This is a genomic window from Cutibacterium sp. KB22876 (assembly GCF_059728865.1).
Genome location: NZ_AP040858.1, coordinates 1923111 through 1947596 on the forward strand (window position 1 = coordinate 1923111; position 24486 = coordinate 1947596).

The 24486-nt window shown below is 61.8% G+C and carries 21 protein-coding genes and 1 tRNA gene; 16 read left to right on the forward strand and 6 right to left on the reverse strand.

Features of this window, described 5'->3' with window-relative positions; translation table 11 throughout:
* The first annotated feature begins 139 nt into the window (after nucleotides 1-139).
* Nucleotides 140-985, forward strand: coding sequence for a CAMP factor family pore-forming toxin (locus tag AC6I1W_RS08715; protein WP_117189089.1), 846 nt, complete (start codon nucleotides 140-142; stop codon nucleotides 983-985).
* Between the two features lie 425 nt (nucleotides 986-1410).
* Entirely contained in the window at nucleotides 1411-2082 is a 672-nt protein-coding gene (rpe, locus tag AC6I1W_RS08720) for a ribulose-phosphate 3-epimerase (RefSeq protein ID WP_065672774.1), read from the forward strand.
* A 9-nt stretch (nucleotides 2083-2091) separates the two neighbouring features.
* Here the strand turns inward: rpe and AC6I1W_RS08725 are convergent, their stop codons facing one another.
* The gene (locus tag AC6I1W_RS08725) at nucleotides 2092-2898 is read right to left on the reverse strand and encodes a proteasome assembly chaperone family protein (RefSeq protein ID WP_065672775.1); all 807 of its coding nucleotides are present in this window, start codon (nucleotides 2896-2898) and stop codon (nucleotides 2092-2094) included.
* A gap of 51 nt (nucleotides 2899-2949) precedes the next feature.
* On the opposite strand from AC6I1W_RS08725, the gene metH reads away from it, so the two are divergent.
* Both metH and AC6I1W_RS08735 read left to right on the forward strand, forming a co-directional pair.
* Nucleotides 2950-6435: a methionine synthase gene (gene metH, locus AC6I1W_RS08730; RefSeq protein WP_117189091.1), complete on the forward strand. Its 3486-nt coding sequence runs from the start codon at nucleotides 2950-2952 to the stop codon at nucleotides 6433-6435.
* A gap of 7 nt (nucleotides 6436-6442) precedes the next feature.
* Nucleotides 6443-8065, forward strand: a complete 1623-nt coding sequence (locus AC6I1W_RS08735) for an HAD-IA family hydrolase (protein ID WP_117189093.1) — start codon at nucleotides 6443-6445, stop codon at nucleotides 8063-8065.
* A 114-nt stretch (nucleotides 8066-8179) separates the two neighbouring features.
* Here the strand turns inward: AC6I1W_RS08735 and AC6I1W_RS08740 are convergent, their stop codons facing one another.
* The 4 genes from AC6I1W_RS08740 to AC6I1W_RS08755 are packed head-to-tail and all read right to left on the reverse strand — an operon-like array spanning nucleotide 8180 to nucleotide 12287.
* Nucleotides 8180-8572: a DUF3054 domain-containing protein gene (locus AC6I1W_RS08740; RefSeq protein ID WP_065672778.1), complete on the reverse strand. Its 393-nt coding sequence runs from the start codon at nucleotides 8570-8572 to the stop codon at nucleotides 8180-8182.
* Nucleotides 8569-10755: a YhgE/Pip domain-containing protein gene (locus AC6I1W_RS08745; protein WP_117189096.1), complete on the reverse strand. Its 2187-nt coding sequence runs from the start codon at nucleotides 10753-10755 to the stop codon at nucleotides 8569-8571. Before AC6I1W_RS08745 ends, AC6I1W_RS08740 begins: the two co-directional genes overlap by 4 nt.
* Nucleotides 10756-10758: 3 nt before the next feature.
* A complete protein-coding gene (locus AC6I1W_RS08750) occupies nucleotides 10759-11667 on the reverse strand; it encodes an ATP-binding cassette domain-containing protein (protein ID WP_117189098.1) in 909 nt (302 codons plus the stop codon).
* On the reverse strand, nucleotides 11667-12287 hold the full coding sequence (locus tag AC6I1W_RS08755) for a TetR/AcrR family transcriptional regulator (RefSeq protein ID WP_036975990.1): 621 nt from the start codon (nucleotides 12285-12287) through the stop codon (nucleotides 11667-11669). Before AC6I1W_RS08755 ends, AC6I1W_RS08750 begins: the two co-directional genes overlap by 1 nt.
* Before the next feature lie 143 nt (nucleotides 12288-12430).
* Between AC6I1W_RS08755 and prcB the strand changes: the two genes are divergently transcribed.
* The 7 genes from prcB (at nucleotide 12431) to AC6I1W_RS08790 (ending at nucleotide 18392) form a co-directional block, all read left to right on the forward strand.
* Nucleotides 12431-13270 carry a proteasome subunit beta gene (gene prcB / locus AC6I1W_RS08760; protein WP_065672781.1) on the forward strand — a complete coding sequence of 280 codons (840 nt, stop codon included), beginning with the start codon at nucleotides 12431-12433 and terminating at the stop codon, nucleotides 13268-13270.
* Entirely contained in the window at nucleotides 13267-13944 is a 678-nt protein-coding gene (gene prcA, locus AC6I1W_RS08765; protein WP_065672782.1) for a proteasome subunit alpha, read from the forward strand. Before prcB ends, prcA begins: the two co-directional genes overlap by 4 nt.
* The gene (locus AC6I1W_RS08770; protein ID WP_260186314.1) at nucleotides 13865-15028 is read left to right on the forward strand and encodes a prephenate dehydrogenase; all 1164 of its coding nucleotides are present in this window, start codon (nucleotides 13865-13867) and stop codon (nucleotides 15026-15028) included. The genes prcA and AC6I1W_RS08770 overlap by 80 nt, the downstream gene beginning before the upstream one ends.
* A 62-nt stretch (nucleotides 15029-15090) precedes the next feature.
* On the forward strand, nucleotides 15091-15762 hold the full coding sequence (gene cmk, locus AC6I1W_RS08775; protein WP_081302575.1) for a (d)CMP kinase: 672 nt from the start codon (nucleotides 15091-15093) through the stop codon (nucleotides 15760-15762).
* Between the two features lie 64 nt (nucleotides 15763-15826).
* Nucleotides 15827-17197 carry a ribosome biogenesis GTPase Der gene (gene der / locus AC6I1W_RS08780; protein WP_065672784.1) on the forward strand — a complete coding sequence of 457 codons (1371 nt, stop codon included), beginning with the start codon at nucleotides 15827-15829 and terminating at the stop codon, nucleotides 17195-17197.
* Nucleotides 17198-17260: 63 nt separating this feature from the next.
* A tRNA-Pro gene (locus tag AC6I1W_RS08785) sits at nucleotides 17261-17334 on the forward strand.
* Between the two features lie 209 nt (nucleotides 17335-17543).
* Nucleotides 17544-18392 carry an HAD family hydrolase gene (locus tag AC6I1W_RS08790; RefSeq protein ID WP_065672785.1) on the forward strand — a complete coding sequence of 283 codons (849 nt, stop codon included), beginning with the start codon at nucleotides 17544-17546 and terminating at the stop codon, nucleotides 18390-18392.
* On the opposite strand, the gene AC6I1W_RS08795 is transcribed toward AC6I1W_RS08790, so the two are convergent.
* Nucleotides 18393-19610 carry an acetyl-CoA hydrolase/transferase C-terminal domain-containing protein gene (locus AC6I1W_RS08795; RefSeq protein WP_117189100.1) on the reverse strand — a complete coding sequence of 406 codons (1218 nt, stop codon included), beginning with the start codon at nucleotides 19608-19610 and terminating at the stop codon, nucleotides 18393-18395.
* Nucleotides 19611-19677: 67 nt separating this feature from the next.
* Between AC6I1W_RS08795 and metX the strand changes: the two genes are divergently transcribed.
* From metX to AC6I1W_RS08820, 5 genes are read left to right on the forward strand one after another with little or no spacing between them, the layout of a single operon-like run.
* A complete protein-coding gene (gene metX / locus AC6I1W_RS08800; RefSeq protein ID WP_171048556.1) occupies nucleotides 19678-20904 on the forward strand; it encodes a homoserine O-acetyltransferase MetX in 1227 nt (408 codons plus the stop codon).
* Complete coding sequence (gene metW, locus AC6I1W_RS08805; protein WP_117189102.1) at nucleotides 20880-21530, forward strand: methionine biosynthesis protein MetW; 651 nt, start codon at nucleotides 20880-20882, stop codon at nucleotides 21528-21530. The genes metX and metW overlap by 25 nt, the downstream gene beginning before the upstream one ends.
* Complete coding sequence (locus AC6I1W_RS08810) at nucleotides 21527-22018, forward strand: Lrp/AsnC family transcriptional regulator (RefSeq protein ID WP_117189104.1); 492 nt, start codon at nucleotides 21527-21529, stop codon at nucleotides 22016-22018. Before metW ends, AC6I1W_RS08810 begins: the two co-directional genes overlap by 4 nt.
* Nucleotides 22015-23607: an apolipoprotein N-acyltransferase gene (lnt, locus tag AC6I1W_RS08815; RefSeq protein ID WP_065672789.1), complete on the forward strand. Its 1593-nt coding sequence runs from the start codon at nucleotides 22015-22017 to the stop codon at nucleotides 23605-23607. The genes AC6I1W_RS08810 and lnt overlap by 4 nt, the downstream gene beginning before the upstream one ends.
* A complete protein-coding gene (locus AC6I1W_RS08820; RefSeq protein WP_117189106.1) occupies nucleotides 23588-24406 on the forward strand; it encodes a polyprenol monophosphomannose synthase in 819 nt (272 codons plus the stop codon). The genes lnt and AC6I1W_RS08820 overlap by 20 nt, the downstream gene beginning before the upstream one ends.
* Nucleotides 24407-24486 lie beyond the last annotated feature (80 nt).

Here is a 24486-nt window from a genome sequence, read left to right on the forward strand (position 1 = left end):
ATCCTGCGAGGTTCCTTGGTATACATGCAGGTAGCTTTTTGGGGGATATCCCGGCTTTTCCATTCTCAGCACTCGGTCTCGTCTGCGATCGTGATGTGGTCCGAGGTCGCGGACACGTCGCTCTAACGAGGAGAACCTCATGAGGATCAAATTGATCGCCGCCCCACTGGTTGCCGGTGCCCTGATGGCTCCAGCCGCTCTTTCTACCCCCGCAGCTCACGCTGCCGTACCGGCTGTTTCCGCCGTGTCGAGTAATACCTCTGATGCATACGCATTGCTCGGCGATGTCAATAATCGTATTGACTCGCTGACCAATGATCTCAAGGTCGCCAAGGTATCTCTGTCTCCTAAGGAAGTCATCGATACCATTTCGGACCTCCTGAAGCAGGCCAAGATTCTTAAGGCCCAGCTTGAGAAGGTCATCAAGGGAGTCACCACCTTCGTCAAGTCGCTTCCGGCTCGTGTCGAGTTGTTCCTGACCATGTGCGACACCACGCACACCGCAACTCTCACCATCCAAGACAAGGTGCAGAACGCGCATACTGTCGTGTTCGATGAGATTGCCCACGCCATCAACGTGCTGATTTCTCTTGATTCCACCCCCGCGCAGTTGACCGACGAGGTGGCTGCGCTCAAGAAGGCTCTCGCTACAGCTCAGGCCATGCCTGACCTTAAGCCGACCGATGTTGCCACCAAGTTCGTGCGCGCCAAACTGGGACGCTTGATGGCGCAAGTTCTGTTTGATCGCGACACGTGCGTCATCAATTACAAGGACAACGACACCATCCGTCTGCTCAACCGTGCCATCGACAGGGCTGGTCTCATTCGTGGTAACGCATGGGTGCGGGTCGCCGAAGTCGACCAGGCCATGAAGGACCTCAAGGTCGCCTACCAGGATGCCCTCAAGGCCCCGAACAAGAAGGGTGCTCCGGCCTCGCCATCCTTCTGCATGCCGGCTGCCAATGCTCCGATAACTCTTGCCTGATACCAATGATCCTCGGGGCCACGGTGGTGGTCCCGAGGATCGCCTTAAGTGTGGCTGGTTATGTCAGTCGTGATCAATGTCCTTTCCACATCCGGGGCAATGGCGTGAGTCGCAGTCGTCACCGGTGGATGATGCGGAAGCCACGATGTTGGTGATGATGCATCGAAAGGGTATTGCGGATGTCCACCTGTGACAGTTACCGAATCGGCCACCGTCCAGTGGCCGTGCATCGCGACATGTCACGGGTCAGGCGTCGGTGTTCCTGCACTCGAGCCTGTGTCGATAGTTGACGAGCGACGCGGTAGTCGTCTTCATCAACTCTGGGTACCCCATCACTTCAAGCGGGGGTGGTGGGTCACGGTGTTAACGTCGTAGCAAGGAGAGTCCTTCCCCGCGGCCTCCGTATGACCCTCTAGGCTGGCAGCATGACAGTTCGCATCACGCCGTCCATCTTGAATGCCAATTTGGCCAGCCTCTCCGATGAGGTGGGACGAATCCCGTCAGCAGACGGTTTGCATATCGACGTCATGGACGGCCACTTCGTGCCGAACCTCGTCATGGGAGCACCTTTTGTGGCATCCCTGCGTCCAACCACTGACCTCATGTTTGACGTCCACCTCATGATCGAGGACCCCGACAGGTGGGCACCGCAATATGTCGAGGCCGGTGCCCAGTCAGTCACATTCCATCTGGAAGCTGCCACTGCGCCCATCAAGCTGGCTCGGGAACTCCGGGCGATGGGAGCGCGAGCATCCGTGGCACTGCGTCCGGCGACCCCAGTCGAGCAGCTCGCTGGTTTCCTGACCGAGTTTGACCAGATTCTCCTCATGACCGTGGAGCCTGGATTCGGCGGACAGAAATTCCTCGATCCCGTTCTCGCCAAGATCCGTAGTGCACGCAAACTCATTGACGCATCCGGGGCGGACATCTGGTTGCAGATTGACGGCGGAGTCTCGGCTGACACCATTGAGCGCGCTGCCGAGGCCGGGGCTGACACCTTCGTGGCGGGTTCTGCCGTCTACCGATCCGATGACCCCGACCAGGTCGTCACCTCACTGCGCAATCAGGCTCAGGCGGCCCAGGACTGCTGCCACTGAGTACTGCGGTCAGGTACCGCGGTGGCGTAGATAGGACTGAAACTCCACGGCCAGGACGTCTCCCGTAAGCCCCTCGGGCAGGGTGGCATCCTGTTCCGTCTCGAGGGCTGCGACGTACTCGGCCAGTTCGGGATGCTCAGACAGGGCCTCGTCAATGGCTCCGACCCATTCTCGCTTGTCCTCCTCGAGACCAGCTTGCGGCACGGCAATCCCGGTGAGTTCCTCGATCCGGACAAGGAGGGACTGCACAGCCGGAGGGCAAGGGGATTCACAGGCGTATTGCGGCACACCGACCCACAGCCCGATGGCGTTGAAGTCGTGGTGCCGTGCCTCTGTGACAAGGACGAAGGGGATGCCCGTCGGGCCGTCGTACTCGAGCTTCTCCGCCCCCAGGGCACTGACGAGGTCAGGGTCGGTCGTCGAGACCATCACGGGCAATTGCCGTGTGTGGGCGACATCAGTGGCCATCGCGCCAAGCACGACGAGACCAGCCGGTTTGAGCTTGCGTAGTCGCCGCAGCAAGCGGAAGCAGTAGGTTCGCCAGCGCAGACTTGGCTCAGGACCGGTGACGATGACGATCGGCTGGCCTTGCCACCTGCCAACACGGATCGTCGTGCACGGCCAGTTGACGATTTCGACGTCATTCATGACGGTGATGGCAGGACGGGTCTGACGGAAGTCGTGGAACTCCTCGCCACCAATCGTCCGCCAGGTTTTTGCCTCGGAGTACTCAGCGATGAGGGTCGCCGCTTGGGTGGCGGCCGAGCCGGCGTCGTTCCAGCCACTGAAGGCCACCACGACCCATGGCCGGTCCATGTGTCGAAATCGCATGGTGCCAAGGCTAGCCTGACCCCTAGGCTGGAACCCATGACCCTTCGCACCGCTCTGTCCCGGCACGTTCTCGTCATTGATGGCGCCATGGGCACGATGCTGCAGAGCAGCGATCTCACGATGGATGACTTCCAGGGACTTGAGGGCTGCAACGAGATACTCAATGTCACCCGACCTGATGTCATCTCCGGCATTCATGACGTCTACCTGGATGCCGGGGCTGACATCATCGAGACCAACACCTTCGGCGTGAACTTGCCAGCCCTGACGGAGTACGGCATCGCTCCGCGTGCTGTCGAACTGGCATCTGCTGCCACGAAACTGGCTCGTGAGGCAGCTGACAAGCGTACGGACAAGCCGCATTACGTCGTTGGATCGATCGGTCCGGGAACCAAGCTGCCGACCCTTCGCCAGATTGGTTTCGCCGCCATCCGCGATGTCTACCAGCAGGTCATCGAGGCCATGATTGACGCGGGCGCCGACGGTGTCCAGATCGAGACCTGCCAGGACCTCTTGCAGGCTCGCGCCGCAATCATAGGCGCTCATCGTGCCGCCACCGCGCGCAAGGTCGACCTGCCTATTCTCGTCGACTTCACCGTCGAGACCACCGGAACCATGCTCATGGGGTCGGAGACCGGTGCAGCATTGACGGTGCTGGAATCTCTCGGCGTCGACGCCCTCGGCCTCAACTGCGCCACCGGACCCGCCGAGATGGCCGAGCACCTGCGTACCCTGTCCCGCGGAGCACAGGTACCGATCATGTGCATGCCGAACGCTGGCCTGCCCGAGATCACGGGGGAGGGGGCCCGTTATCCCCTCGGTCCTGACGATCTCGCCCCCGTTCTGGACGACTACGTTGATCGTTACGGCCTGTCGGTCGTCGGTGGCTGCTGCGGTACCACCCCTGACCACATCCGTGCCATTGCCGAGCGGGTTTCAGGTCGACCGGTTCCCGAGCGCGAGATTCACCACGCCGACGCCGTTGCCTCCCTGTACAACGACGTCCCGTTGAGCCAGGACACCGCCTATCTGGCCATTGGCGAGCGCACCAACGCCAACGGTTCCAAGGCCTTCCGTGAAGCGATGTTGGCCCAGAACTGGGATGAGTGTGTTGACATCGCCAGGGCCCAGACCCGCGACGGCGCCCACTTGCTCGACCTGTGCGTCGACTACGTCGGTCGCGATGGCGTGGCGGACATGTCCGAACTCAGCGCCCGACTGGCCACCTCCTGCACGCTGCCAATCATCCTTGACTCCACCGAGCCCGACGTCCTGGCTGCTGGTCTGGAGCATCTGCCCGGTCGCTGCATCATCAACTCGGTGAACTTCGAGGACGGGGACGGTCCTGGATCGCGCTACCAGCGCGTCATGCCGATGGTCGTCGAGAATGGGGCTGGAGTCGTCGCACTCACCATTGACGAGGAGGGCCAGGCACGCACTGCCGAGTGGAAGGTACGGGTGGCCTCTCGCCTCATCGATGATCTCGTCGACAACTGGGGCATGGACATCGGTGACATCCTCGTCGACTGCCTCACCTTCCCGATCGGCACTGGTCAGGAGGAGACCCGTCGCGACGGTCTGGAGACCATCAACGCCATCGCCGAGATTAAGAAGCGTTACCCGGGTGTGCGTACCACCCTCGGTGTCTCGAACATCTCCTTCGGCCTCAACCCGGCAGCCCGCATCGTCCTCAACTCGGTCTTCCTCCACGAGGCCGTCAAGGCCGGGCTGGACTCGGCCATCGTCCACACCGCGAAGATCCTGCCGATCGATCGCATTCCGGAGGAACAGCGCGAGGTCGCCCTCGACCTCGTCCACGACCGGCGTCATGACGGTTATGACCCGCTCAGTCGCTTCCTGGAACTCTTCGAGGGAGTGACGGCTGCCTCGATGCGTGCCGAGCGCGAGGCCGAGCTGGCCGCCATGCCGCTGTTCGAGCGCCTCAAGCAGCGCATCATCGACGGCAATGCCAAGGGCCTGGAGGATGACCTCGACGAGGCCATGGAGTCTAAGACTGCTCTCGACATCGTGAACGAGGATCTGCTGGCCGGTATGCAGGTGGTTGGCGACCTCTTCGGGTCGGGCAAGATGCAGCTTCCCTTCGTGCTGCAGTCCGCGGAGGTCATGAAGGTGGCAGTCGCTCACCTCGAGCCTCACATGGACAAGTCGGACACCTCCGGCAAGGGCACCCTGGTGCTCGCCACGGTCAAGGGTGACGTCCACGACATCGGCAAGAACCTCGTCGACATCATCGTCTCCAACAACGGCTATCACGTCGTCAATTTGGGCATCAAGCAGCCGGTGACGGCGATCATCGAGGCCGCCGAGACCTATCGGGCTGACGTCATCGGCATGTCTGGTCTGCTGGTGAAGTCGACGATGGTCATGAAGGACAACCTGCTCGAGTTGAACCAGGCCGGACTGGCCTCCAAGTACCCAGTCATGCTCGGTGGTGCGGCCCTGACGAGGACATTCGTCGAGGAGGACCTCAACGACCTGTTCGAGGGCGAGGTGCGCTACGCAAGGGACGCCTTCGAGGGACTTCGCCTCATGGATTCCGTGATGGCCGTCAAGAAGGGGGTTCCGGGAGCTGAACTCCCGAAGCCTCGACGTCGTCGTATCAAGGTCAAACAGGTCACTGTTGAGACCGACGACATGACTTCTGATGACGATGCCCCGCGCGCCGATGTGGCCCGACCCGTTCCAGGGTCGGTCGAGATCCCGACCCCGCCGTTCTGGGGTTCGAGAGTCTCGACGGGTATTCCGTTGGCCGACGTGCTGGTCTGGCTCGACGAGCGCGCCACCTTCATGGGCCGGTGGGGGCTCAAGGGTTCGCGCAGCGACGGTTCCTGGGATCGCATGGTCAATGAGGTGGCTCGGCCGCGTTTGCGGCTTCTCCTGGACCGCATCCGGCAGGAGAATCTGGCCCAGTTCGGCGTGGCCGATGGCTACTGGCCGTGCTTCTCCCAGGGGCACGACCTCATCGTCCTGGACCCCGAGGACACCTCGAAGGAGGTCACCCGGTTCACCTTCCCACGCCAAAGTAGTGGTCGGAAGCTCTGCCTGGCTGACTTCTTTCGCGACGCCGACGAGGCCGGCGAGTACGGCCCGGACGTCATTGGTTTCCAGCTGGTGACGATGGGAAAGGCGGTCTCGGCTGCCACCCAACGACTCTTCGAGGCCAATTCCTACCGGGAGTACCTCGAGTTGCACGGGCTGTCCGTCCAGTTGACCGAAGCTCTCGCCGAGATGTGGCACGCCCGTGTGCGTCATGAATTGAGGATTGACGACGACAGTACCTCTGTCACCGATGCCATCGACCATCAGACCTACCGGGGCTGCCGGTACAGTTTCGGGTACGCCGCCTGCCCGAACCTCGAGGACAGGGCCAAGGTGGTGAAACTGCTCAACCCGGCGAGGATCGGTGTGGAGCTGTCGGAGGAGTTTCAACTCCATCCAGAACAGTCCACCGACGCCTTCGTCGTCCATCATCCGGAGGCCAACTATTTCAACGCCAAGTGAGACGTCCTTGCACACCTCGACTGCCGACCGTTTTGCGGCGGTGTTGTGGGACTTTGACGGGACCCTCGTCGATACAGAACCTCGCTGGGTCGAGGCAGAACTGGCGATTCTGTCCTCCCACGGAATCATGTGGGAGTCCGAAAAGGCCAGTAGCTTCACTGGCGGACCGATGACCGATGTCTGCGAGGCGATGGCCGGAGAGATTGGGGAATCGGCAACCACCGAGGATGTGCGGCACCAGCTCATCACGATGGTCTCGACCTTCAACCGGGAACGAGAGGTGCCGTGGCGTCCGGGTGTGCTGGACCTGCTGACAGAGATCCGTGAGGCCGGTGTCCCCATGGCGATCGTGACGGGATCGGCGCACGCTGTCGTCGAGCCGGTGCTTGAGGCCATCCATGACCGTATCGGCAACTCCTTTGACACCGTTGTGACCTTCGACGACGTCACCCCGGGGACGGCCAAACCGGCGCCAGATCCGTACTTGTTGGCTGCCGAAAGGCTTGGCGTCGACATCGCCGACTGTCTGGCGATCGAGGATTCCCCCAAGGGGACTACCTCAGCGACGACCGCTGGGGCCGCGGTGCTCACCGTTGACGGGCTGGCCGAGGCCGGTCCTGGACCTCGCCGGGTTCATCGCCCGGACCTGTCCGGTCTGTCACTGGCTGATCTCGTCAGCCTGTGGCACCTTGCCGACGAGCCTGCTGCTCCGGTGGCCAATGGCGGCGGGGGAGTCCTGCGTGCTGGGGAGCGGATCACCCTCACTGATCCCAAGGGGCGCAAACACTCGATCGTCCTGCAGTCGGGTGGCATCTTCCACACCACGAAGGGGGCAGTGCGCCACGACGACCTCATCGGCGGGCCTCAGGGAGTCGTCGTCACCTCCGTCGGCGGCTTGCAGTTCCTGGCCATGCGACCGATTCTCAGCGAGTTCACCGTCTCCATGCCGCGTGAGGCCGCGATCATCTACCCCAAGGAGGCGGCCCAGATCACGATGTGGGCCGACATCTTCCCCGGGGCGCGCGTGCTGGAGGCTGGAGTCGGGTCCGGCGGCCTGTCGATCCCATTGCTGCGCGCCATTGGGCCGAACGGACGCCTGCATTCCTATGAGAGGCGGCAGGAGTTCGCTGACGTCGCCCACAAGAACGTCGAGTCCTTCTATGGTGAGGTGCCGTCCACCTGGGACCTCAAGGTCTCCGATCTGGTGACGGGCATTACGTCCGAGCCGATCGACCGCGCCATCCTCGACATGCTTGCCCCATGGGAGTGCGTCGAGACGGTTGGCAAGGTCTTGGTTCCGGGCGGCGTGCTGTGCTGCTATGTCGCCACCACGACCCAGATGGGTCGGGTGATGGACACTCTTCGTGCCGATGGTGGGTGGACGGAGCCGCAGGCCACCGAGACGACGACCCGGGACTGGCACGCTGAAGGCTTGGCCATCCGTCCGGCTCACGGGTCGACGGGCCACACCGGCTTCCTCGTCATTTCACGTCGGCTTGCTCCTGGTGTGACGGCGCCCGTGCGTAAGCGTCGCCCTGCTCCGGGCGCTTACGGGCCTGACTATCACGGACCTCGTCCACGCAACATCACCGAGCACGATCAGTGGCGGTTGCCGAAGGAGGAGAAGTGATGGTTGGGGTCGCATGACCACGTTGTGGCTGTGCCGCTGACGCGTTCAACCGCACGGTTTCATCAACAACCACAGAAGAGGGCCGGCGGGGTTCACTCGCCGGCCCTCTTGCCGTCACACCTGCCGTTTCCTGCGACGCGCCGTCCTGATGCCGATCATCACGGCGCGCCACCCGATGAGGGTGAGAGCCAGGAAGCTTGCCGCCACGATGATGAAGGCGACTGCCACCCCCTGATCGGTGAAGTAGCGAACCACCATTCCCACGAGGAGGGTGGACGCCCACAGAACCAGTCCAGCCAGCCAGCGCTGTGCCGGGATACGGGCCGTCACGACGATGACCCAACCGACGGCAAGTCCCAGCACGAACGGAGTGCCGGTTCGTAGCAGGCCGCCGGGGGAGAGGGCCTCCCCGTGACTGGCGCGTCCAATCGTTGCGAACAGGATTACGCAGATGATGTCGGCGACGAGAGCTCGTCGTACCGAGGGCGATGCCAGCTCGTCATTCATCGCGGCCTCACGGAGAAGGCGAAGTCGGCCGTGGAGGTCGATGTGATCATCGGCGGGTGCAGGTCACGCATACGGAACAGCTTGTGGCGATGGACAAGGGCCAAGGTGATGATCGTCGAGATGATGAGGATGCCACCCTCGACGGCGAATCCAAGCGCCATCGTCGACATCGGTCCACCTGAGATGAGGACGCGGAAGGCGTCGACGGAGTACTTCATCGGCATGACGACAGCCAGTTTCTGATAGACCGGCGGCAGCATCGTGACAGGGAAGGTTCCACCACATGTGGGCAGCTGGAGCACCAGGAGGATGAGGAAGATGGCTGTCTGTGGCGAGCCGAAGATGAGTCTCATCCAGAAGGCCAGCATCATCCATGACAGTGATGTCAATGTCACAAAACCTATGAAGTACCAGGGATGGACCGGGTCGAGTCCCAAGGTCAACCAGACGCCGAAGGCCATGATGTACGCACCAACCAAGGCGATCACCGCCAGCGGGCCGAAACCGACGAGCGCGATCGACAGGGCGTTGGCCCGACCAGTCATGGCACGACCGGAGAAGGTACGCACGACGAGGAAGGTTGAGATGCAGGCGATCCACATGGCGATGGAGAAGAACATCGGCGCGAGGCCACGTCCGTAGTACTTCGCGGAGTGAAGGATGGTCTGCTCGACGTCGACTGGGGAACTCATGACATCGGCCAGATTGGTGCGCTGATCATCCGTCATGCCGGGAATCTGCTTGGCACCGGTATCGAGGCCTTGATGGAGCTTTGTCGCTCCCTTGGACAGAGCGTCAGCACCCGCCTTGAGCTGTCCCAGACCATTGCTCAACTGCATGACGCCAGAGGCAATTTCCGGAGCTTTCGCGGTGAAGTCGCGGCCGGCGTCGGTGGCGTTGTTGACAGCCTTGTTGAGATCCTTCGCAGCCGAATCAGCGTTGTCCATGGCACCGTTGATCGTCTCAAGGCCATTGTTGACCTGCTGAGCATCCTTGTTGAGACGATTCAGCGAGGCCTTGGCATTGTCGGCCAGGGTGTCAGCATTCTGCTGGTTGAGGCTCAGATTGAGACCGGCCGAGATATTTGCGACCGCCGCAATATTGGACGACACGGTTGTCGTTGAACTTGCGGCGCCATTTATTTGCTTGGTCAATGCGATGTAGTCAGGATCATCGGCAAGTTCAGGATGTTTGGCAGCAAGAGCCGATGCTTTGTTCGCCGCCCCGGTCACATCGTGCTGAATCTTGACGACAGAATTTCCGTTGGGATTCTGCAACGTCGCCGTCGCGGAGACGAGGTTACCGGACTGTTTCTGTAAAGCAGGAAGGTTCTTGGTCACATTGTTGATGAGCGGAATCATTGCAGAATTGACGGCCTGGGCATCGGCCATGACGCTTTGTGCGGCGCCGGTGATGGCTTGGGCGCCCACCCTGGTCTGGCCTACTGCCATCGACGTCTTGGCCGCTGCCGAATCGGCGTTCGCCAGTGCGGAATTCACCTTGTTAACGGTTGCGGTGGAGTCGCCAACGGCCTTGGTTGCCCCCAGGACCTTGGTGTTCATCTCATTGACGCCGGCGTCAAGGGTTTTCATGCCGGAGTCGAGTGTTGCTGAACCCTCGGACGCTTTCGTCAATGAGTCCTTGATGACCCCCAGGTTGACGAAGAGTGCATTGAAGTAGGTCTCGGACACACTTTGGTCCAAGGCCTGCTCAAGGGCTGTCTGAACCTGTGAGGTCAACAGACCGATGATGAATCCGTTTGCGTCGTCGCGGTGGAGCTTGAGTGTCGCCCGAGCCGGCTTGAAGTCACCGGCAGACACGATGCTCGTCGAGAAGTTCTCGGGTACCTCGATGACCATGAAGTACTCGGCGTCACGAAGACCCTGATAGGCCTTGTCCTCATCGGTTCCGAGGAACTGCCAGTCGAATCGTGGGTTCTTCTTCAGCGTTTCCTGGAATTCCTTGCCACCTTCGACGGTCCGACCATCAAACGTGGCCGGCTTGTCATGATTGACGATCGCAATCTTCACCTTGTCGGTATTGGAATAAAGATCCCAGTTGGCGTGAAGATAAATACCACCGTACAGCAGCGGAATAATGAGAATGAAGATGAGGCCGAGCTTGGAGCGTCCTTTGAAACGCCGAAACTCGAACTGTACGAGTCTGATGAATCGAGTCAGCATGCGTTATCTCCGGGGGCAGTCATCGGTATGGGCATTTTCCGTCGGAGTGTTGTATTCGGTTTCTTCGTCGGGCGCGGAATCGGTCTTGGTGTCGACCTCAGGTTCGATGTTTTCTTCCTCTCCTTCGAGAGGAATCTGTGTCACCTCTGGGGCTTCCGGGTCGCGAGAATTACCGTCGACATCCTTGTTGCCATGAATGTCCTTGACCGCATGGGCACGGTTGTGGGCCGGCAGTTCGACGTCGAGGGATCCGGGCGGCGCCATGTCGTCGTCCACTGTCGCGGCGATGATGGTCGAGTCGTCGAGCTCGGTGAGCTTTGAGAAGATCTCGAACAACAATCTCTGCTGGTTGTGGGGAACCATGACATCGGCATCGTCAATGACGACTACCTTCGTCTCCCTCAGCATGGCGAGAGCCACCGACGTCACGGCACGCTCAATGGCTTCGAGCTGCTCGAACTCGCAGGAACGGTCAATACGGAAACCGACGATTTCCTCGATCTGACGCACCCTGCTCTCGGCTGTCTTGAGGTTGACAGCATCGAGGTGGCATCGCTCGGCGACTGATTCATTGAGGGTCAGGCGATCCTCTGGGACGACGTAATCGGCGATACGGGCCACGGACGTGCGATGAATGGCGCGGTAGGGCTCGGCCATCGCATCAATGCCGTCGATGATGAGGGTTCCGCGTGTTCTGCGGAACCGTCCGGAGAGGGCCAGCAGCAGGGCGGACTTTCCGGCGCCGGCGGGGCCATGGATGACGGCTAGCTGACGCGGCGCGAGGTCCATGTCGAGAGGCCCGAAGATCATTCCTTGCCGCCCCTGGGCGTTCAAGTCGCGGGCGTGGAGCACCACTCCCGAGGCGTCCTCAAGAGCCTGGGTGTCGACCGGAGGACGTTTCGAGAAACGCATCACTGGAGAAACCCCCTGATTGAACGTTCGATGACATCGGTTATGACCTGCTGGTCGATGACTGCACTGGCCACCGAGAATTCCAGGGCAAGCACGTTGACCAGACTGAGGACCACTACCGCGAGGCTGCGTGGGTTGGCATCCTCCGCGGACTTGACGCGGTCGAGTACACAGTACTGGGTCGTCAAATCGACCAGTTGAGCGATCCGCTGTTTCTGCAGTTTTGTGTAGGCCTCGGCGATCTCCTCGTCGTGGCGGGCCAGAGCGCGGAATTCCGCGAGAATGACCTGCCACGGAGCATCTTCCAGGAGGATCTCCGTGAGCTTCTCGCTGATCTGCCTCATGACCTCGTCGGGGTTGCCACCGCTCGAAAAGATGGGGGAGAGGGCATCGACGACATCCCTCTCGCCACTGGCAAGCCTTTCGGTGCACACCTGTCCGAAGAGGTCGGGCTTGGACCCGAAATTGGAGTACACGGCCCCTTTGGTGAATCCGGCATCCGATGCGATGCGACGCAGACTCGCGCCGGCATAGCCGTCCCGTTCGAAATTTTCGGTGGCAGCGACGAGTATGCGATTTTTGACCTCGTCGCGATGAGGCCTTTCCACTGCGGTAGGCATCACAGGTTGTCGTCCTTCGGAAGAGCAAGGGGATCGTAGGCAGTACCACTGGTATCGAATACCGATGGTATCCGCATCGGGGTCTGTACCCAAATCGGTCGGCTAGGCTGGAAATCCCGAGTGCATCCGTGACGAGGAGGGTCATGCCACTGTCGCTGTCCGATCTCGATGAGGATTACCTCACATCGAGTTCAACCACCGATTCGTTTGCACTGTTCCTGAGGCGTGTGGCCCCTGAGCTGCTGCCTCCGACGACGGTGGACACCAGTGTTCCTGAGTTGTCGAGGCACGGCAGAACGGTGCTGGCCATCCGTTGCAGCGGGGGCGTGATAGCCGCCGCCGATCTCGGATCGGCGATGACGCGGCACCCAGATCAGCGAGATATTGACCGAATCCTCGGTACCGATGATCGCTGTGTGATCGGAATTGCAGGCGCAGCGGGTCTCGCGGGGGAAATGATTCGTCTCTTCCAGGCCGAGGTTGATCACCTCGAGAAGATCCAGGGGCAACGGATCAGCATGGACGGTCGAGCCGCGAGGTTGTCGAGTCTAGTGCGCTCGAACGGCACAATGATGGCTCAGGGGATGGCTGTGACGCCGTTGTTGGCCGGGTGGGATGACCTCGCTCACCGCGGACGCATCTTTTCCTATGACGGAACGGGTGGACGCACCGAGAAGCACGCCCACGCCTGCGTCGGGTCCGGGACTCTGTTCGCCACCGATGTCCTCGATGACGGTTACCGCCCCGGGATGGATCGCGACGAAGCCATCATGCTCGCGATTCGCGCCCTGCACACCGCCATCAGTGACAGCACCACTTCGGCGCTGTCGGGACCTGATCTGTCTCGTGGTCTGTACCCGACCGTTGCCCATGCCGATTCCACCGGTGTCACGCGGATTCCCACCGAGGAAGTCGCGGTGTTGGCGAAGCGGGTCGTCGACGAGATCACTGCCGAGGCGGAGCACGAGGAGGTCCAGTCATGACGATTCCTGCCTACGTTCCACCGAGTCAGTGGGTGGCCGACCGGGCCAGTTTCGTGTCTGATTCGATCCGTGATGGAGGCGACGGCGTCATTGTCGCTCGTTGCGCGGAGGGCATTGCGTTGGTTGCCCGTCAGCGTGGTGCAGATCTTCCCAGGGGTATGAGGTCGATCTCCGAGATCCATGATCGGCTCGCCTTTGCCGCGGTCGGGATCTTCCATGAGGCCGAGGACCTGCGGGTGGCGGGCATCCGTTTCGCCGACCTTCGTGCCTACGCCTATGACCGACTCGACGTCACGGGACGCAGCTTGGCGAGCATGTATTCCCGCATTATCGGCAAGGTCTTTACCTGCCCTGATATCAAGCCCTATCAGGTCCAGGTGACGGTGGCAGAGCTCGGCCTCGTCCCTTCCGAGGATCGCTTATACACCATTGACTTCGACGGGACCGTGCGTGCCAGCACTGATCCCGTTCTCATGGGAGTGGCTTCTGAGAAGTCTTTCGACCTGCCGGACCATGTGTCGGTGTCTGAGGTCGTTCGGGCTTCGATGAGCGTTCTTGACGCCGAACCAGAGAGCATCGAAGTGGGACTACTCGATCGCCACGCCTCGACCCGACGTCATTTCCGCCGTCTCGACGCTGCCACCGTGCTGGAGGCTGACAGTGACGAGTCCTGAGGACGTTGCACTGGCCTTGAGGGGTCCCATTCTCGTCGTCGGTGCAGGACTCATCGGTGCGTCAGTCGGGAAAGCCCTCGTCGCCGCGGGGGCTGACGTCCACCTGTGGGACATCGATCGCGGCAACGCCTTGGTGGCGGCCGGACGTGGCGCAGGCCAGCTGGACGGCCTCGACGACGATGCGTATCGGGTCGTCGTGGTGGCAACCCCACCCTCCGCAGTCGCCTCGACCATCGTCGAGCGCCTCAACCGTCATCCCCACGCCGTCGTCACGGACACCGCGTCGGTCAAGGGAGCGGTGCTCGCCGAACTCATCGACTTGGCAGCTGGTCGAGATGTCGATGTCACCAGGTATGTCGGCTCACACCCCATGGCTGGCACTCAGTACACAGGCCCATTGACAGCTTCCGACGAACTGTTCGTCGACCGCACCTGGGTGGTGACTCCCCGTACTGACAACCGGCATGATGACGTCGAGCAGGTCATTGCTCTGGCCAGGACGTGCGGCGCTCGTGTGGTGAGCATGGATGCTGACGAGCACGACCGAGCCGTCGCCGAGGTGTCCCACCTTCCTCACCTCATGAGCATCCTCACGGCGGCCAATCTGCGACATGCTCGTCCTCAACATCTCAGGCTGGCAGGATCGGGGATCCGTGACATCACGCGAGTGGCTCGTTCCCAGACCACCATGTGGCGTCAGATCCTCAACTCCAATCGCACTGAGGTTCGTCGTCAGCTGGAAGCCATTCGTGACGATCTTGACGACCTGCTGTCTCGTCTGGACGACCCGGACCGTCTGGAGGAATTCCTGGGCGTCGGGCAGTCGGGGGCACGCAAGATCACCGGTAAGCATGGCCACCAGATGATGGAGATCAGCGTCGTCGTCGTCGAGATTCCCGATGCGCCTGGTGGCCTGGCCAGGTTGTTTGCTGATGTCGAGGCTGCTGGGGTCAATGTCGAGGACCTGTCGGTGGAGCATGATCCGGCTCGTGAGGTTGGTTTCCTGTCCATCGATGTCGCCCCGGATCGTGCGGAGCAGTTGAGGGCCTCAATGCGCGATCATGGCTGGTCGGTGCGTTCCTGACCCTTGTCGGTGGATGCCGATAGTCTCGCCTGGTCGGATCGTCATCGAAAGGCAGGCAGAACGTGTCACCCTCACCTCTTGTCATCGCCATTGACGGGCCCAGCGGGTCCGGTAAGTCGTCGACCTCTCGCGGGGTTGCCAATCGACTCGACGTGGCCCATCTGGACACCGGATCGATGTATCGCGCGGTGGCCTGTCGTGTTGCCCATCTTGGAATTGATCCGAAGGCCAATCCGCTCGACGCCATCGAGGTGGCTCGTACCTGCCGGTTGGACATTGACACCTCTGCCAACCACGACCTCGTCGTCATCGACGGTGACGATGTCACCGAGGAGATCCGGTATCCGGAGACCAGTGCCACGGTGTCTGCGGTTGCGACCATTCAGCCTGTTCGAGACGCCCTCACCGCTCGCATGCGCCAGATCGCGGCCAACTGCGGACGCATCGTCATGGAAGGTCGCGACATCACCACGGTTGTGTGCCCCGACGCCCAGGTGAGAGTGCTCCTGGTCGCCGATCCTGCCGTTCGCATCGCGCGTCGTCAGGCTGAGTTGGGGGAGAAGGTCGACATGGAACAGGTCATCGACTCGATCGTGCGTCGTGACCGTGACGACTCGACGGTGTCCACCTTTGAGCAGCCCGCTGAAGGGGTGACCTTGGTCGACTCCACCCATCTCGATCTGGAGCAGGTCATCGACGCCGTCATCGGCCTGGTTCCTCAGTCGCTGCGCTGAACGATATTCCCACGGGCGCGAGTGCGTGTACCGTGGTTCAGTCCCCTAGCAGGAGTGTGCCCTCATGTCCGACTCGCCCGAGTTCCTCGACGGCCCCAGTGACGGCACCGAGGAAGCCCTTCCCAAGCCGGTCGTCGCCGTCGTCGGGCGGCCCAATGTGGGTAAGTCCACCCTCGTCAACCGCATCCTCGGACGCCGAGCGGCTGTTGTGCAGGATGTCCCCGGCGTAACCCGAGACCGGGTGTCCTATGACGCCGAGTGGTCCGGTCGTCAGTTCGTGCTCGTAGACACCGGTGGTTGGGCCTCCGATGCCTCAGGCATGGCCGCCATGATCGCTGAGCAAGCTGAGCTGGCCATCTCGACGGCCGACGCGGTGCTGTTCGTCGTCGACGCCAATGTCGGTACGACTGACGAGGACGAGGCCGTCGTCCAGGTGTTGAGACAGTCGCGCAAACCCATCGTCGTGGCAGCCAACAAGGTTGACGACGTGCGTGGTGAGGCCGAGGCCGCGACGATGTGGAACCTCGGCCTGGGGGAGCCCCACCCGGTGTCCGCCATGCATGGTCGCGGATCGGGTGACCTTCTCGACGCCCTCATCGAGGTGCTGCCGGAGAGCCCGGCCAGTTACGAGACGACCGGTGGTCCGCGCCGTGTTGCCATCGTCGGCAGGCCGAACGTCGGCAAGTCCTCGCTTCTCAACCGTCTAGCCCGTCAGAATCGTGCAGTAGTCTCGGATGTCTCCGGGACGACGGTTGACCCGGTCGACGAGTTGGTGACCGTTGGCAGCACCCTGTACCAGTTCATCGACACTGCTGGACTGCGCAAGCGGGTCAAGGAAGCCTCCGGACACGAGTACTACGCGTCCCTACGTACCCAAGCGGCCATCGAGCGCGCCGAGGTGTGCGTCGTCGTCATCGATGCCTCGGAGCCGATCAGTGACCAGGATCTGCGCATCCTCACCATGGTCGAAGAGGCCGGACGCGCGATGGTCATCGCCTACAACAAGTGGGATCTGACCGACGACGAGCGTCGTCGTTACCTGGAGCGCGAGATCGAACGTGACGTGCAGGCCTACTCCTGGGCTCCGCGGGTCAACATCTCTGCTCTCAAGGGTCGCAACGTCGACAAGCTCGAAAAGGCCATCGAGACGGCTGCCGCAGGTTGGGAGACGAGGATCTCGACCGGAAAGCTCAATGCCTTCCTCGGACGTCTGGCGGCGGCACATCCCCACCCCGTGCGTGGTGGCAAGCAGCCGAGGATCCTCTTCGGTACCCAGGCTCACACCTGCCCGCCGACCTTCGCCCTGTTCACCTCAGGGATGTTCGACCAGGGATACGTGCGGTTCATCATCAGACGGCTGCGCGAGGACTTCGGCTTCGCCGGATCACCGGTGCACGTCGAGATCCGTCCACGCGAGAGGCGCGGAAAGAAGTGACCAATTTGGTTGCAGGAGCGGAAGTACGCTAGTGTACTTCTCCGGATCGCCGAGCGATTCAATCGGGCTGTAGCGCAGCTTGGTAGCGCACTTGACTGGGGGTCAAGGGGTCGCAGGTTCAAATCCTGTCAGCCCGACGAAATGCCTGGTGAGAAGGTGATTCTCACCAGGCATTAATCATTTCTGGATAGGAGTCCCTCCCCCCATGACTACTCCGGGAGGGTGCTCGTTGTTGCTGGGGCCGGGCACCGGGCGCGTGCTGCGCTTCTGGTCCCGGCCATCTCAGATGGGCTCGTCGTCTTCGTGCCCTGTCACACTCCGGTATCGGTATCCTGAGCGGGTGGACATGCCGAAGCCAACCCCGTTTCCTGCCCCCGCCGACGATCTCCGACTGGTCATCTCCGACATGGATGGCACCCTCCTCGACGGCGAGGGGAACATCCCGGCCCAGCTGTGGCCACTTCTGGAGATCATGAAGGATCGTGACGTCGCCTTCGTACCGGCTTCCGGACGCCAGTGCGCCACCCTGTCCACGATGTTTCATTCCCACCTCGACGGGATGCCAATCATTTCGGAGAACGGTACCTATGTCGTCCGCGATGGCGCCGACGTCTCCTCATCGATCATCGACCCCGACCTTGCGCACGAGGTGATCGAGGGAGTTCGAAGGCTCGCCGAAGATGGGCATGACGTCGGTTTGGTCGTCGCGACCAAGTCCATCGCATACCTTGAACGCGGGGATGATCGTTTTGTCTCCCACGTCGCGACCTACTACCACAGCCACACCGTCGTCGATGACCTCACCGAGCACACCGGCGACGTCATCAAGTTGTCCATCTATGACTTCGGCGAGGCCTCCGAGGTCACTCACCCGACGATGCAGCGCATCGCCCCTGACCACCAGGTCATCCTTGCCACCCCGAACTGGGTCGACATCATGAACCCCGGCGTGAACAAGGGCAGTGCCGTCAAGGCTGTGCAGGCCGATCTGGGTGTCACCCCGGATCAGACGGCGATCTTCGGCGACTTCCTCAATGACCTTGAGATGATGCCGCTGGCGAAGTGGTCCTTCGCAATGGCCAACGCCCATCCCGACATCATTGAGGCCTCGAACTACGTTGCTCCGTCCTACAAGGAGAATGGCGTCATCACGGTCCTCGCCAAGCTCCTCGACGTCGAAGTACCCGACGCCTGATCAGGCCAACCCAAACTCCCTGGCCCGCCGCCAGAGATGGTCGCGGGCATCCGGGTGGGCAGTGTTCTCGATGAGTTGACGAACCTGCTCATTCTGGGAGTTTCCGAACAGCTCAGCCGTGCCCTGCTCCGTGATGATGACCGAGGGCTGGATCGCCGAAACCGGTGAATCAAGCACGTCCACGATCGTCGAGCGGTTGGCTTTCGGATGCCAACTGCGCATGGCAATGAGGGCCTGACCACTGGGGGAGTGCATGGCGCCCACTAGGAAGTCGGTGGATCCACCGACCCCGGAATAGATCTTGGTACCGACGCGAGTTGCGTTGACCTGACCGAACAGGTCCACCTGCAAAGCCGTATTGACACTGGTGGCCTTGGGTTGGCCAGCGATGGTCCCGGGGTCATTCGTGGTCTCGCAGCGTAGCAACCGCACCCGCGGATTGTCGTCGATCCACTCGTACAAGGCGGGTGTTCCCATCGCGAAGGTGCCGGTGACGACGCGATCGTCCAGGGTATGAGCATCGTCCAGGAGGCGGATGGAGTCGGTGAGGAGTTCGGTCCACACGCCTACGTGGATGTTCTCGGGCAGCTGAGCGACGACGGCGTCAGGAACCGCACCGATCCCCACCTGGAGGGTGGCGCCGTCACGGATCCGAGAAGCCACCCGGTCACCGATTTGGCGGGCCAGCGGACCCGGGGACGGCATGGAGGCAGTTGGCAGAGAAGCGTAGACGAAAACACCGATATCAATGTCATCGACGTCAACGATCCCGTCGCCGAGGACATGGGGCATGTTCGGATTGACCTGGGCAATGATGAGAGCACCTCGCCGCTTGGCCGCGTCGAGGGCGGCCGGCAACACCTGGACCTCAATACCCATGCTCACGGTGCCATTGCGTGGCGTGCTGGTGTGCAGAACGAGGATGTCGGGCGCGAGTCGCTCCTCGTAGAGGCTCGGTGCCAGGCTTAAACGACAGGGGACGTACTCGAGGCTCTCGGCACGTCGACTACCCGGGCCGATGAAGATCGTCTCGTGAACGACGTCCTTGCGTGTGGGTACACCGACTGGCGCATTGATGCACACCAACCGCCACGTCTCGACACACCGGTCGATGATGCCCAGGAGTGGTACGGGAGTGGCTCCCGAACCGCCACAGACGACCCGCGGCTGGCCTGCCACACCCCGCAAGACGCGTTCAAGGCCGACTTGATCCATCATGCGCACGACAAAGAGAGTAGTGGCTGGGACCCTTCACATGGTGGGCACGACGACGAGAACTGGCAGAATGGTCGCGATGTCACCCCGTCTGCCAGCGCACAGAACCAGCCCCGTAGGCCCCGGAGTCGGGACCGTCGAGACCAAGTACGCGACGGTTGCCACGCCGGACGACCCTCTCCATCTGATCACTGGTGGCCGTCTCGATCACGTCACCGTCGCCTACGAGACCTACGGCACTCTCAATGAAGCTCGTGACAATGCGGTGTACATCTGTCACGCTCTCACCGGAGACGCCCACGCAGCGGGTTTCCACCCGGGAGCGGATCGCCCAGGGTGGTGGGACAACATCATCGGACCGGGTCGCGCCATCGACACCGACCGCTTCTTCGTCATCGCCTCCAACCTGCTGGGAGGCTGTTCCGGTACAACTGGACCGGCGTCGACCAATCCGGACACCGGGAAACGCTGGGGACTCGATTTCCCTCAGATCGACATGCACGACTTCGTCGAAGTGCACCTGCGACTCGCCGAGCACCTGGGTGTGGAGCACTTTCACGCCGTTGTCGGCGGCTCCATGGGCGGTATGCAGGCCCTCGACTGGTCGCTGACGTACCCGTCGACCCTGGACAACGCCATCATCATTGCCTCGTCGAGCGGGTTGACAGCTCAGAACATCGCGTTCTCCGCGGTGGGACGCGAGGCGATCCTACGCGATCCAGCCTTTGCGGATGGCACCTATGACGACGTCCGCCCAAACACCGGATTGTCGATCGCGCGGATGCTCGCTCACATCACTTATCTGTCCGAGGACGCCTTCGCCGAGAAGTTCGGACGGTCTCGTCAGTCCGAATCGGTGGAACGCGGGTTCGGCATCAACTTCGCCGTCGAGTCATACCTTGATCACCAGGGCGAGGCCTTCCTCACCCGATTCGACCCACTCAGTTACATCTATCTGACTCGGGTCATGGACTACTTCGACCCGTTCGGTCGCGCCGGGGCCACCGACGCACTGGTGGCAGATCCGGTTAACTTCCTCGTCATCTGCTTCGACACCGACTGGCGATTCTCCCCGGCCCACTCACGCCGGATCGCCCGTCATCTCGAGGGGGGAGGGCTACCAGTGAGTTTCGCGACGATTGCCTCGTCGTGGGGTCATGACTCCTTCCTCATGAAGCTCGACCCCTACCACGACCTCGTCAAGGCCTTCCTCACCGCCGACCGGTTGCCGATGAGGGCATCACCGCGGGCACCACACTTCGACGGCCACCTGTGCACGAGGGAGACGACGCTGTGACACTCCGTCCCGATCAACGCATCATCACCTCGCTCGTGCCGTCCCATTCCCGCGTCCTAGACCTTGGATGTGGCGACGGTTCCTTGCTCTGTCACCTCATCACCACCCGAGACTGCCTGGGGACCGGTGTCGAGTTGGATCAGCCCTCCCTCGCCACCGCGATGTCGGCGGGGGTGCCGGTGCTGGGGATGGATCTCAACGAGGACCTGGGGGAGTTCCACGACGACTCCTACGACGTCGTCATCTTGTCGCAGACCCTGCAGGCCGTCGTCTCTCCTGACGTCGTCTTAGCGGAAATGGCACGCATCGGCACCCTGCTCATCCTGCTCGTGCCGAACTTCGTGTACTGGCGCAACCGGCTCAAGATCATCGGAGGCAGAATGCCGGCCTCCCACGATCTGCCGTACTCCTGGCATGACACCCCCAACCAGTCGTATTCCGGCGTGGCAGACCTCGAGGACTGGTTCGCCGAGTTCGACCTGGAGATTGTCGAAAGAGTCTGCCTCGACGGCCGAGGTCGCCCGTCCCGAGTAGCATCTGCGGCACCGAATTTGCTCGCCGGATCCACCATTCACGTGCTGAGATCCCACTGGGCCGAACCGGGGACAGGGAGGAGCCACTCATGACCAAGCACCACAACGAGGAGGACGAAGATCGGTCGCCGATCCTGGAAGCCACCGACCGCCAAATCCTGAGTCTGCTCGAGGGAGACGGTCGGATGTCGTGGACTGAGCTCGGACATCAGACGGGTTTGTCCACCTCAGCCGCCCAGCAGCGCGTCAAGAGGCTCGAAGCCAAGGGAATCATCTGCGGCTACCACGCCACCCTCAACCTGGAAGCCATCGGCGCAGGCATTACGGCTTTCATCTTCCTCAACCCCATCGATCCTGGGGAGGACGAGAGGATCCCCGACGTCCTGAAGACCTTCTCGGAGGTGCGAGGCTGCCACTCCATCGCTGGCGCAGCCTCCTACCTGGCGAGAGTTCAGGCACCCAATACCAGTCACCTCGACCAACTGGTCACCCGCATCCGCAAGGAGTGTCACTGCGGGACGGAAACGGTCGTCGTCCTCGACACCATGTTCGACGATCTCGGCATGCTGGGTACCCGGTGACACACCTCTCCCACCTTTCGCGCACGTCGTGGCTGCGCGGCCTGGCTGCACTTGCCGCCGGAGCCGCCACAGGTACTGGATTCCAGCCGCTGGATTGGTGGATCCTCGTCATTCCAGGACTCGCCGCACTCATCCTCCTCGTCCGTCCCACGACAGGCCGTGCCGCGGCCGGTCTAGGATACCTCTTCGGTCTCGGCCTGTTCGCCACCACCATCGCCTGGGTCGGCGTCATGGGCCATCCGGTGGCGGTGCTTCTCACTGCCGTCATGGCGTTGTGGTGTCTCCTGGCCGGGTGGGCCATCCGCTGCGTCAGTGTCCTGCCCGGTGCGCCTTTGTTCCAGGCCATGGTCTGGACGGCCACAGAAGTGGGAGCCGCTGCGGTCCCACTTGGGGGGTTCGGCTGGGTTCGGCTGGCCTGGGCTGTCGTCGACACTCCATGGGTCGGAGCCCTCAGGTGGGCTGGGACGACGGGGACGAGTCTTCTTGTCGCCCTGGCGGCAGCCCTCTTGGCGCGTGTCGTCGCTGCCCGAGGAAAGAGGAGAGTCCACAATGCGGTTGGCCTCATGGCAGAACTCGTCGTCGTCGCAGTCCTGGCGACCGTGTCAGGGACGATCGCCACACGAGTCACTCATCATGATGACAGCGTTCGGGTACTCGTCGTCCAAGGGGGAGTGGACGGTACTGCCGGTCCCTACGCGATGGGCTATGCCCGGTCCGTCACGGACAATCATCTGTCCCAGACGATTATGGCCGTCGCCGAGCAACGGGTTTCAGGCAAGGGCGCACACGACATGATCCTGTGGCCCGAGAACTCCACCGACATCGATCCAGTTCTTGACGTCAAGAGCCACCAGATCGTCATGGGGGCGCTGGCCATCTCGAAGCGGCCAATTCTCGTGGGAGCAGTGACCGACGGACCCGGCGATGACGAGCGCCAGACGACGTCGATGTGGTGGCCGGCGTCGTCACCCAAGCCGACATCCATCTATCACAAACGCAACTTGGTGCCGTTCGGTGAGTGGATTCCGGCCAGGTCATTCTTCCTGCCGCTCATTCCCATATTGGAGAATATTGGACGCCAGTCCGTTCCGGGAACGACTCCGGGTGTCCTCGACTCAACTATTTCTGGGACGAAGGTCCCGATCGGTGTGGTGGTCTGTTTCGAGGTTGCCTATGACGACACTGTCGCGGACACGGTTCGCCATGGGGCAAGAATTCTCGCGGTTCAATCCAACAACTCGTCATTCATCGATACCGCCCAAACTCCCCAGCAATGGCAGATCACCAGAGCGCGCGCGGTTGAAACTGGGAGACACATCATCGTCTCAACGACAAATTCCTTTTCCGGGTTGGTCAATCCGGATGGCTCAGTATGCCTGCGTACCGAAGAGGGAGCGCACACCAATTTCACGGTACGGGTTCCGCTGGAGTCCGGGCTGACGCTGGCCGTGAGAATGGGGATGTGGCTACGGGTCGTCGTCGTTCTCGTTGCGGCTGGCGCGGCAGTGGTGTCGGTGATTCGACGTCGTCGCGATATGCTCGCACAAGCAAACAACAGATCGGAGAGGAATGTTCGCCACCGACACTGAGGTCCGGCTCGACAAGGTCCTCGTCATCATTCCGACCTACAACGAGGCGGAGAATGTCGAGACGATTGTCGCGCGCACCCGCCGCGCTAATCCGAAGGTCGATGTTCTCGTCGCCGACGACAATTCTCCGGACGGCACCGGCGAGATCGCTGACCGTCTGGCGTCTGCAGACGATCACGTTCTCGTCATGCATCGCAAGGGCAAGGAAGGCCTCGGTTCCGCTTACCTTGCCGGGTTTCACTGGGGTTTGGACCACGGCTACGACGTCCTCGTCGAGATGGATGCCGACGGCTCCCATCAACCCGAGCAACTGCCGTTGCTCCTCGAGGCTCTCAAGCATGCCGACATGGTCAAGGGATCTCGCTACGTCAAAGGTGGGTCCGTCGTCAACTGGCCGAAGTACCGTGAGCTCATCTCGCGTGGTGGCGGCCTGTGGACCCGGATGTGCCTGGGAATTGGTGTCAAGGATCCCACCGGTGGATTCAACGCATTCCGCGCGAACACCTTGCGGACAATCGGCCTGGACGAGGTTGCCTCGGCCGGTTACTGTTTCCAACTCGACCTGACGTGGCGCACCCTCAAGAAGGGCATGACCGTCGCCGAGGTGCCGATTGAGTTCATCGAGCGCGAGTACGGCAACTCCAAGATGAGCAAGGAAATCGTCGTCGAGGCTCTGCTTCGCACCACCTTGTGGGGGGTTGACTACCGTTCTCACCAGCTCAAGGATCTCGGGCACGTCGCCCTAGAACGGGCTGAGCAGGTTGCTGGCGACACCAAGGACCGTCGTTCGAAGCGCTGAGGCCAAACCAGAGACCATGAGAGTGCCCCGCAGAGAAGCTCTGCGGGGCACTCTCATGGTCTTCGGGGCCACGACACGCT

What these genes read in the sequence shown, in the direction of transcription:
- metH (WP_117189091.1), top strand. Translation starts at nt 2,950, where the DNA reads ATGACCCTTCGCACCGCTCTGTCCCGGCACGTTCTCGTCATTGATGGC.
- AC6I1W_RS08790 (WP_065672785.1), top strand. Translation starts at nt 17,544, where the DNA reads ATGCCGAAGCCAACCCCGTTTCCTGCCCCCGCCGACGATCTCCGACTG.
- AC6I1W_RS08715 (WP_117189089.1), top strand. Translation starts at nt 140, where the DNA reads ATGAGGATCAAATTGATCGCCGCCCCACTGGTTGCCGGTGCCCTGATG.
- AC6I1W_RS08750 (WP_117189098.1), bottom strand. Translation starts at nt 11,667, where the DNA reads ATGCGTTTCTCGAAACGTCCTCCGGTCGACACCCAGGCTCTTGAGGAC.
- prcA (WP_065672782.1), top strand. Translation starts at nt 13,267, where the DNA reads ATGACGATTCCTGCCTACGTTCCACCGAGTCAGTGGGTGGCCGACCGG.
- prcB (WP_065672781.1), top strand. Translation starts at nt 12,431, where the DNA reads ATGCCACTGTCGCTGTCCGATCTCGATGAGGATTACCTCACATCGAGT.
- AC6I1W_RS08745 (WP_117189096.1), bottom strand. Translation starts at nt 10,755, where the DNA reads ATGCTGACTCGATTCATCAGACTCGTACAGTTCGAGTTTCGGCGTTTC.
- AC6I1W_RS08755 (WP_036975990.1), bottom strand. Translation starts at nt 12,287, where the DNA reads ATGCCTACCGCAGTGGAAAGGCCTCATCGCGACGAGGTCAAAAATCGC.
- AC6I1W_RS08820 (WP_117189106.1), top strand. Translation starts at nt 23,588, where the DNA reads ATGTTCGCCACCGACACTGAGGTCCGGCTCGACAAGGTCCTCGTCATC.
- metX (WP_171048556.1), top strand. Translation starts at nt 19,678, where the DNA reads ATGGTCGCGATGTCACCCCGTCTGCCAGCGCACAGAACCAGCCCCGTA.
- AC6I1W_RS08810 (WP_117189104.1), top strand. Translation starts at nt 21,527, where the DNA reads ATGACCAAGCACCACAACGAGGAGGACGAAGATCGGTCGCCGATCCTG.
- rpe (WP_065672774.1), top strand. Translation starts at nt 1,411, where the DNA reads ATGACAGTTCGCATCACGCCGTCCATCTTGAATGCCAATTTGGCCAGC.
- der (WP_065672784.1), top strand. Translation starts at nt 15,827, where the DNA reads ATGTCCGACTCGCCCGAGTTCCTCGACGGCCCCAGTGACGGCACCGAG.
- AC6I1W_RS08740 (WP_065672778.1), bottom strand. Translation starts at nt 8,572, where the DNA reads ATGAATGACGAGCTGGCATCGCCCTCGGTACGACGAGCTCTCGTCGCC.
- AC6I1W_RS08725 (WP_065672775.1), bottom strand. Translation starts at nt 2,898, where the DNA reads ATGGACCGGCCATGGGTCGTGGTGGCCTTCAGTGGCTGGAACGACGCC.
- AC6I1W_RS08795 (WP_117189100.1), bottom strand. Translation starts at nt 19,610, where the DNA reads ATGATGGATCAAGTCGGCCTTGAACGCGTCTTGCGGGGTGTGGCAGGC.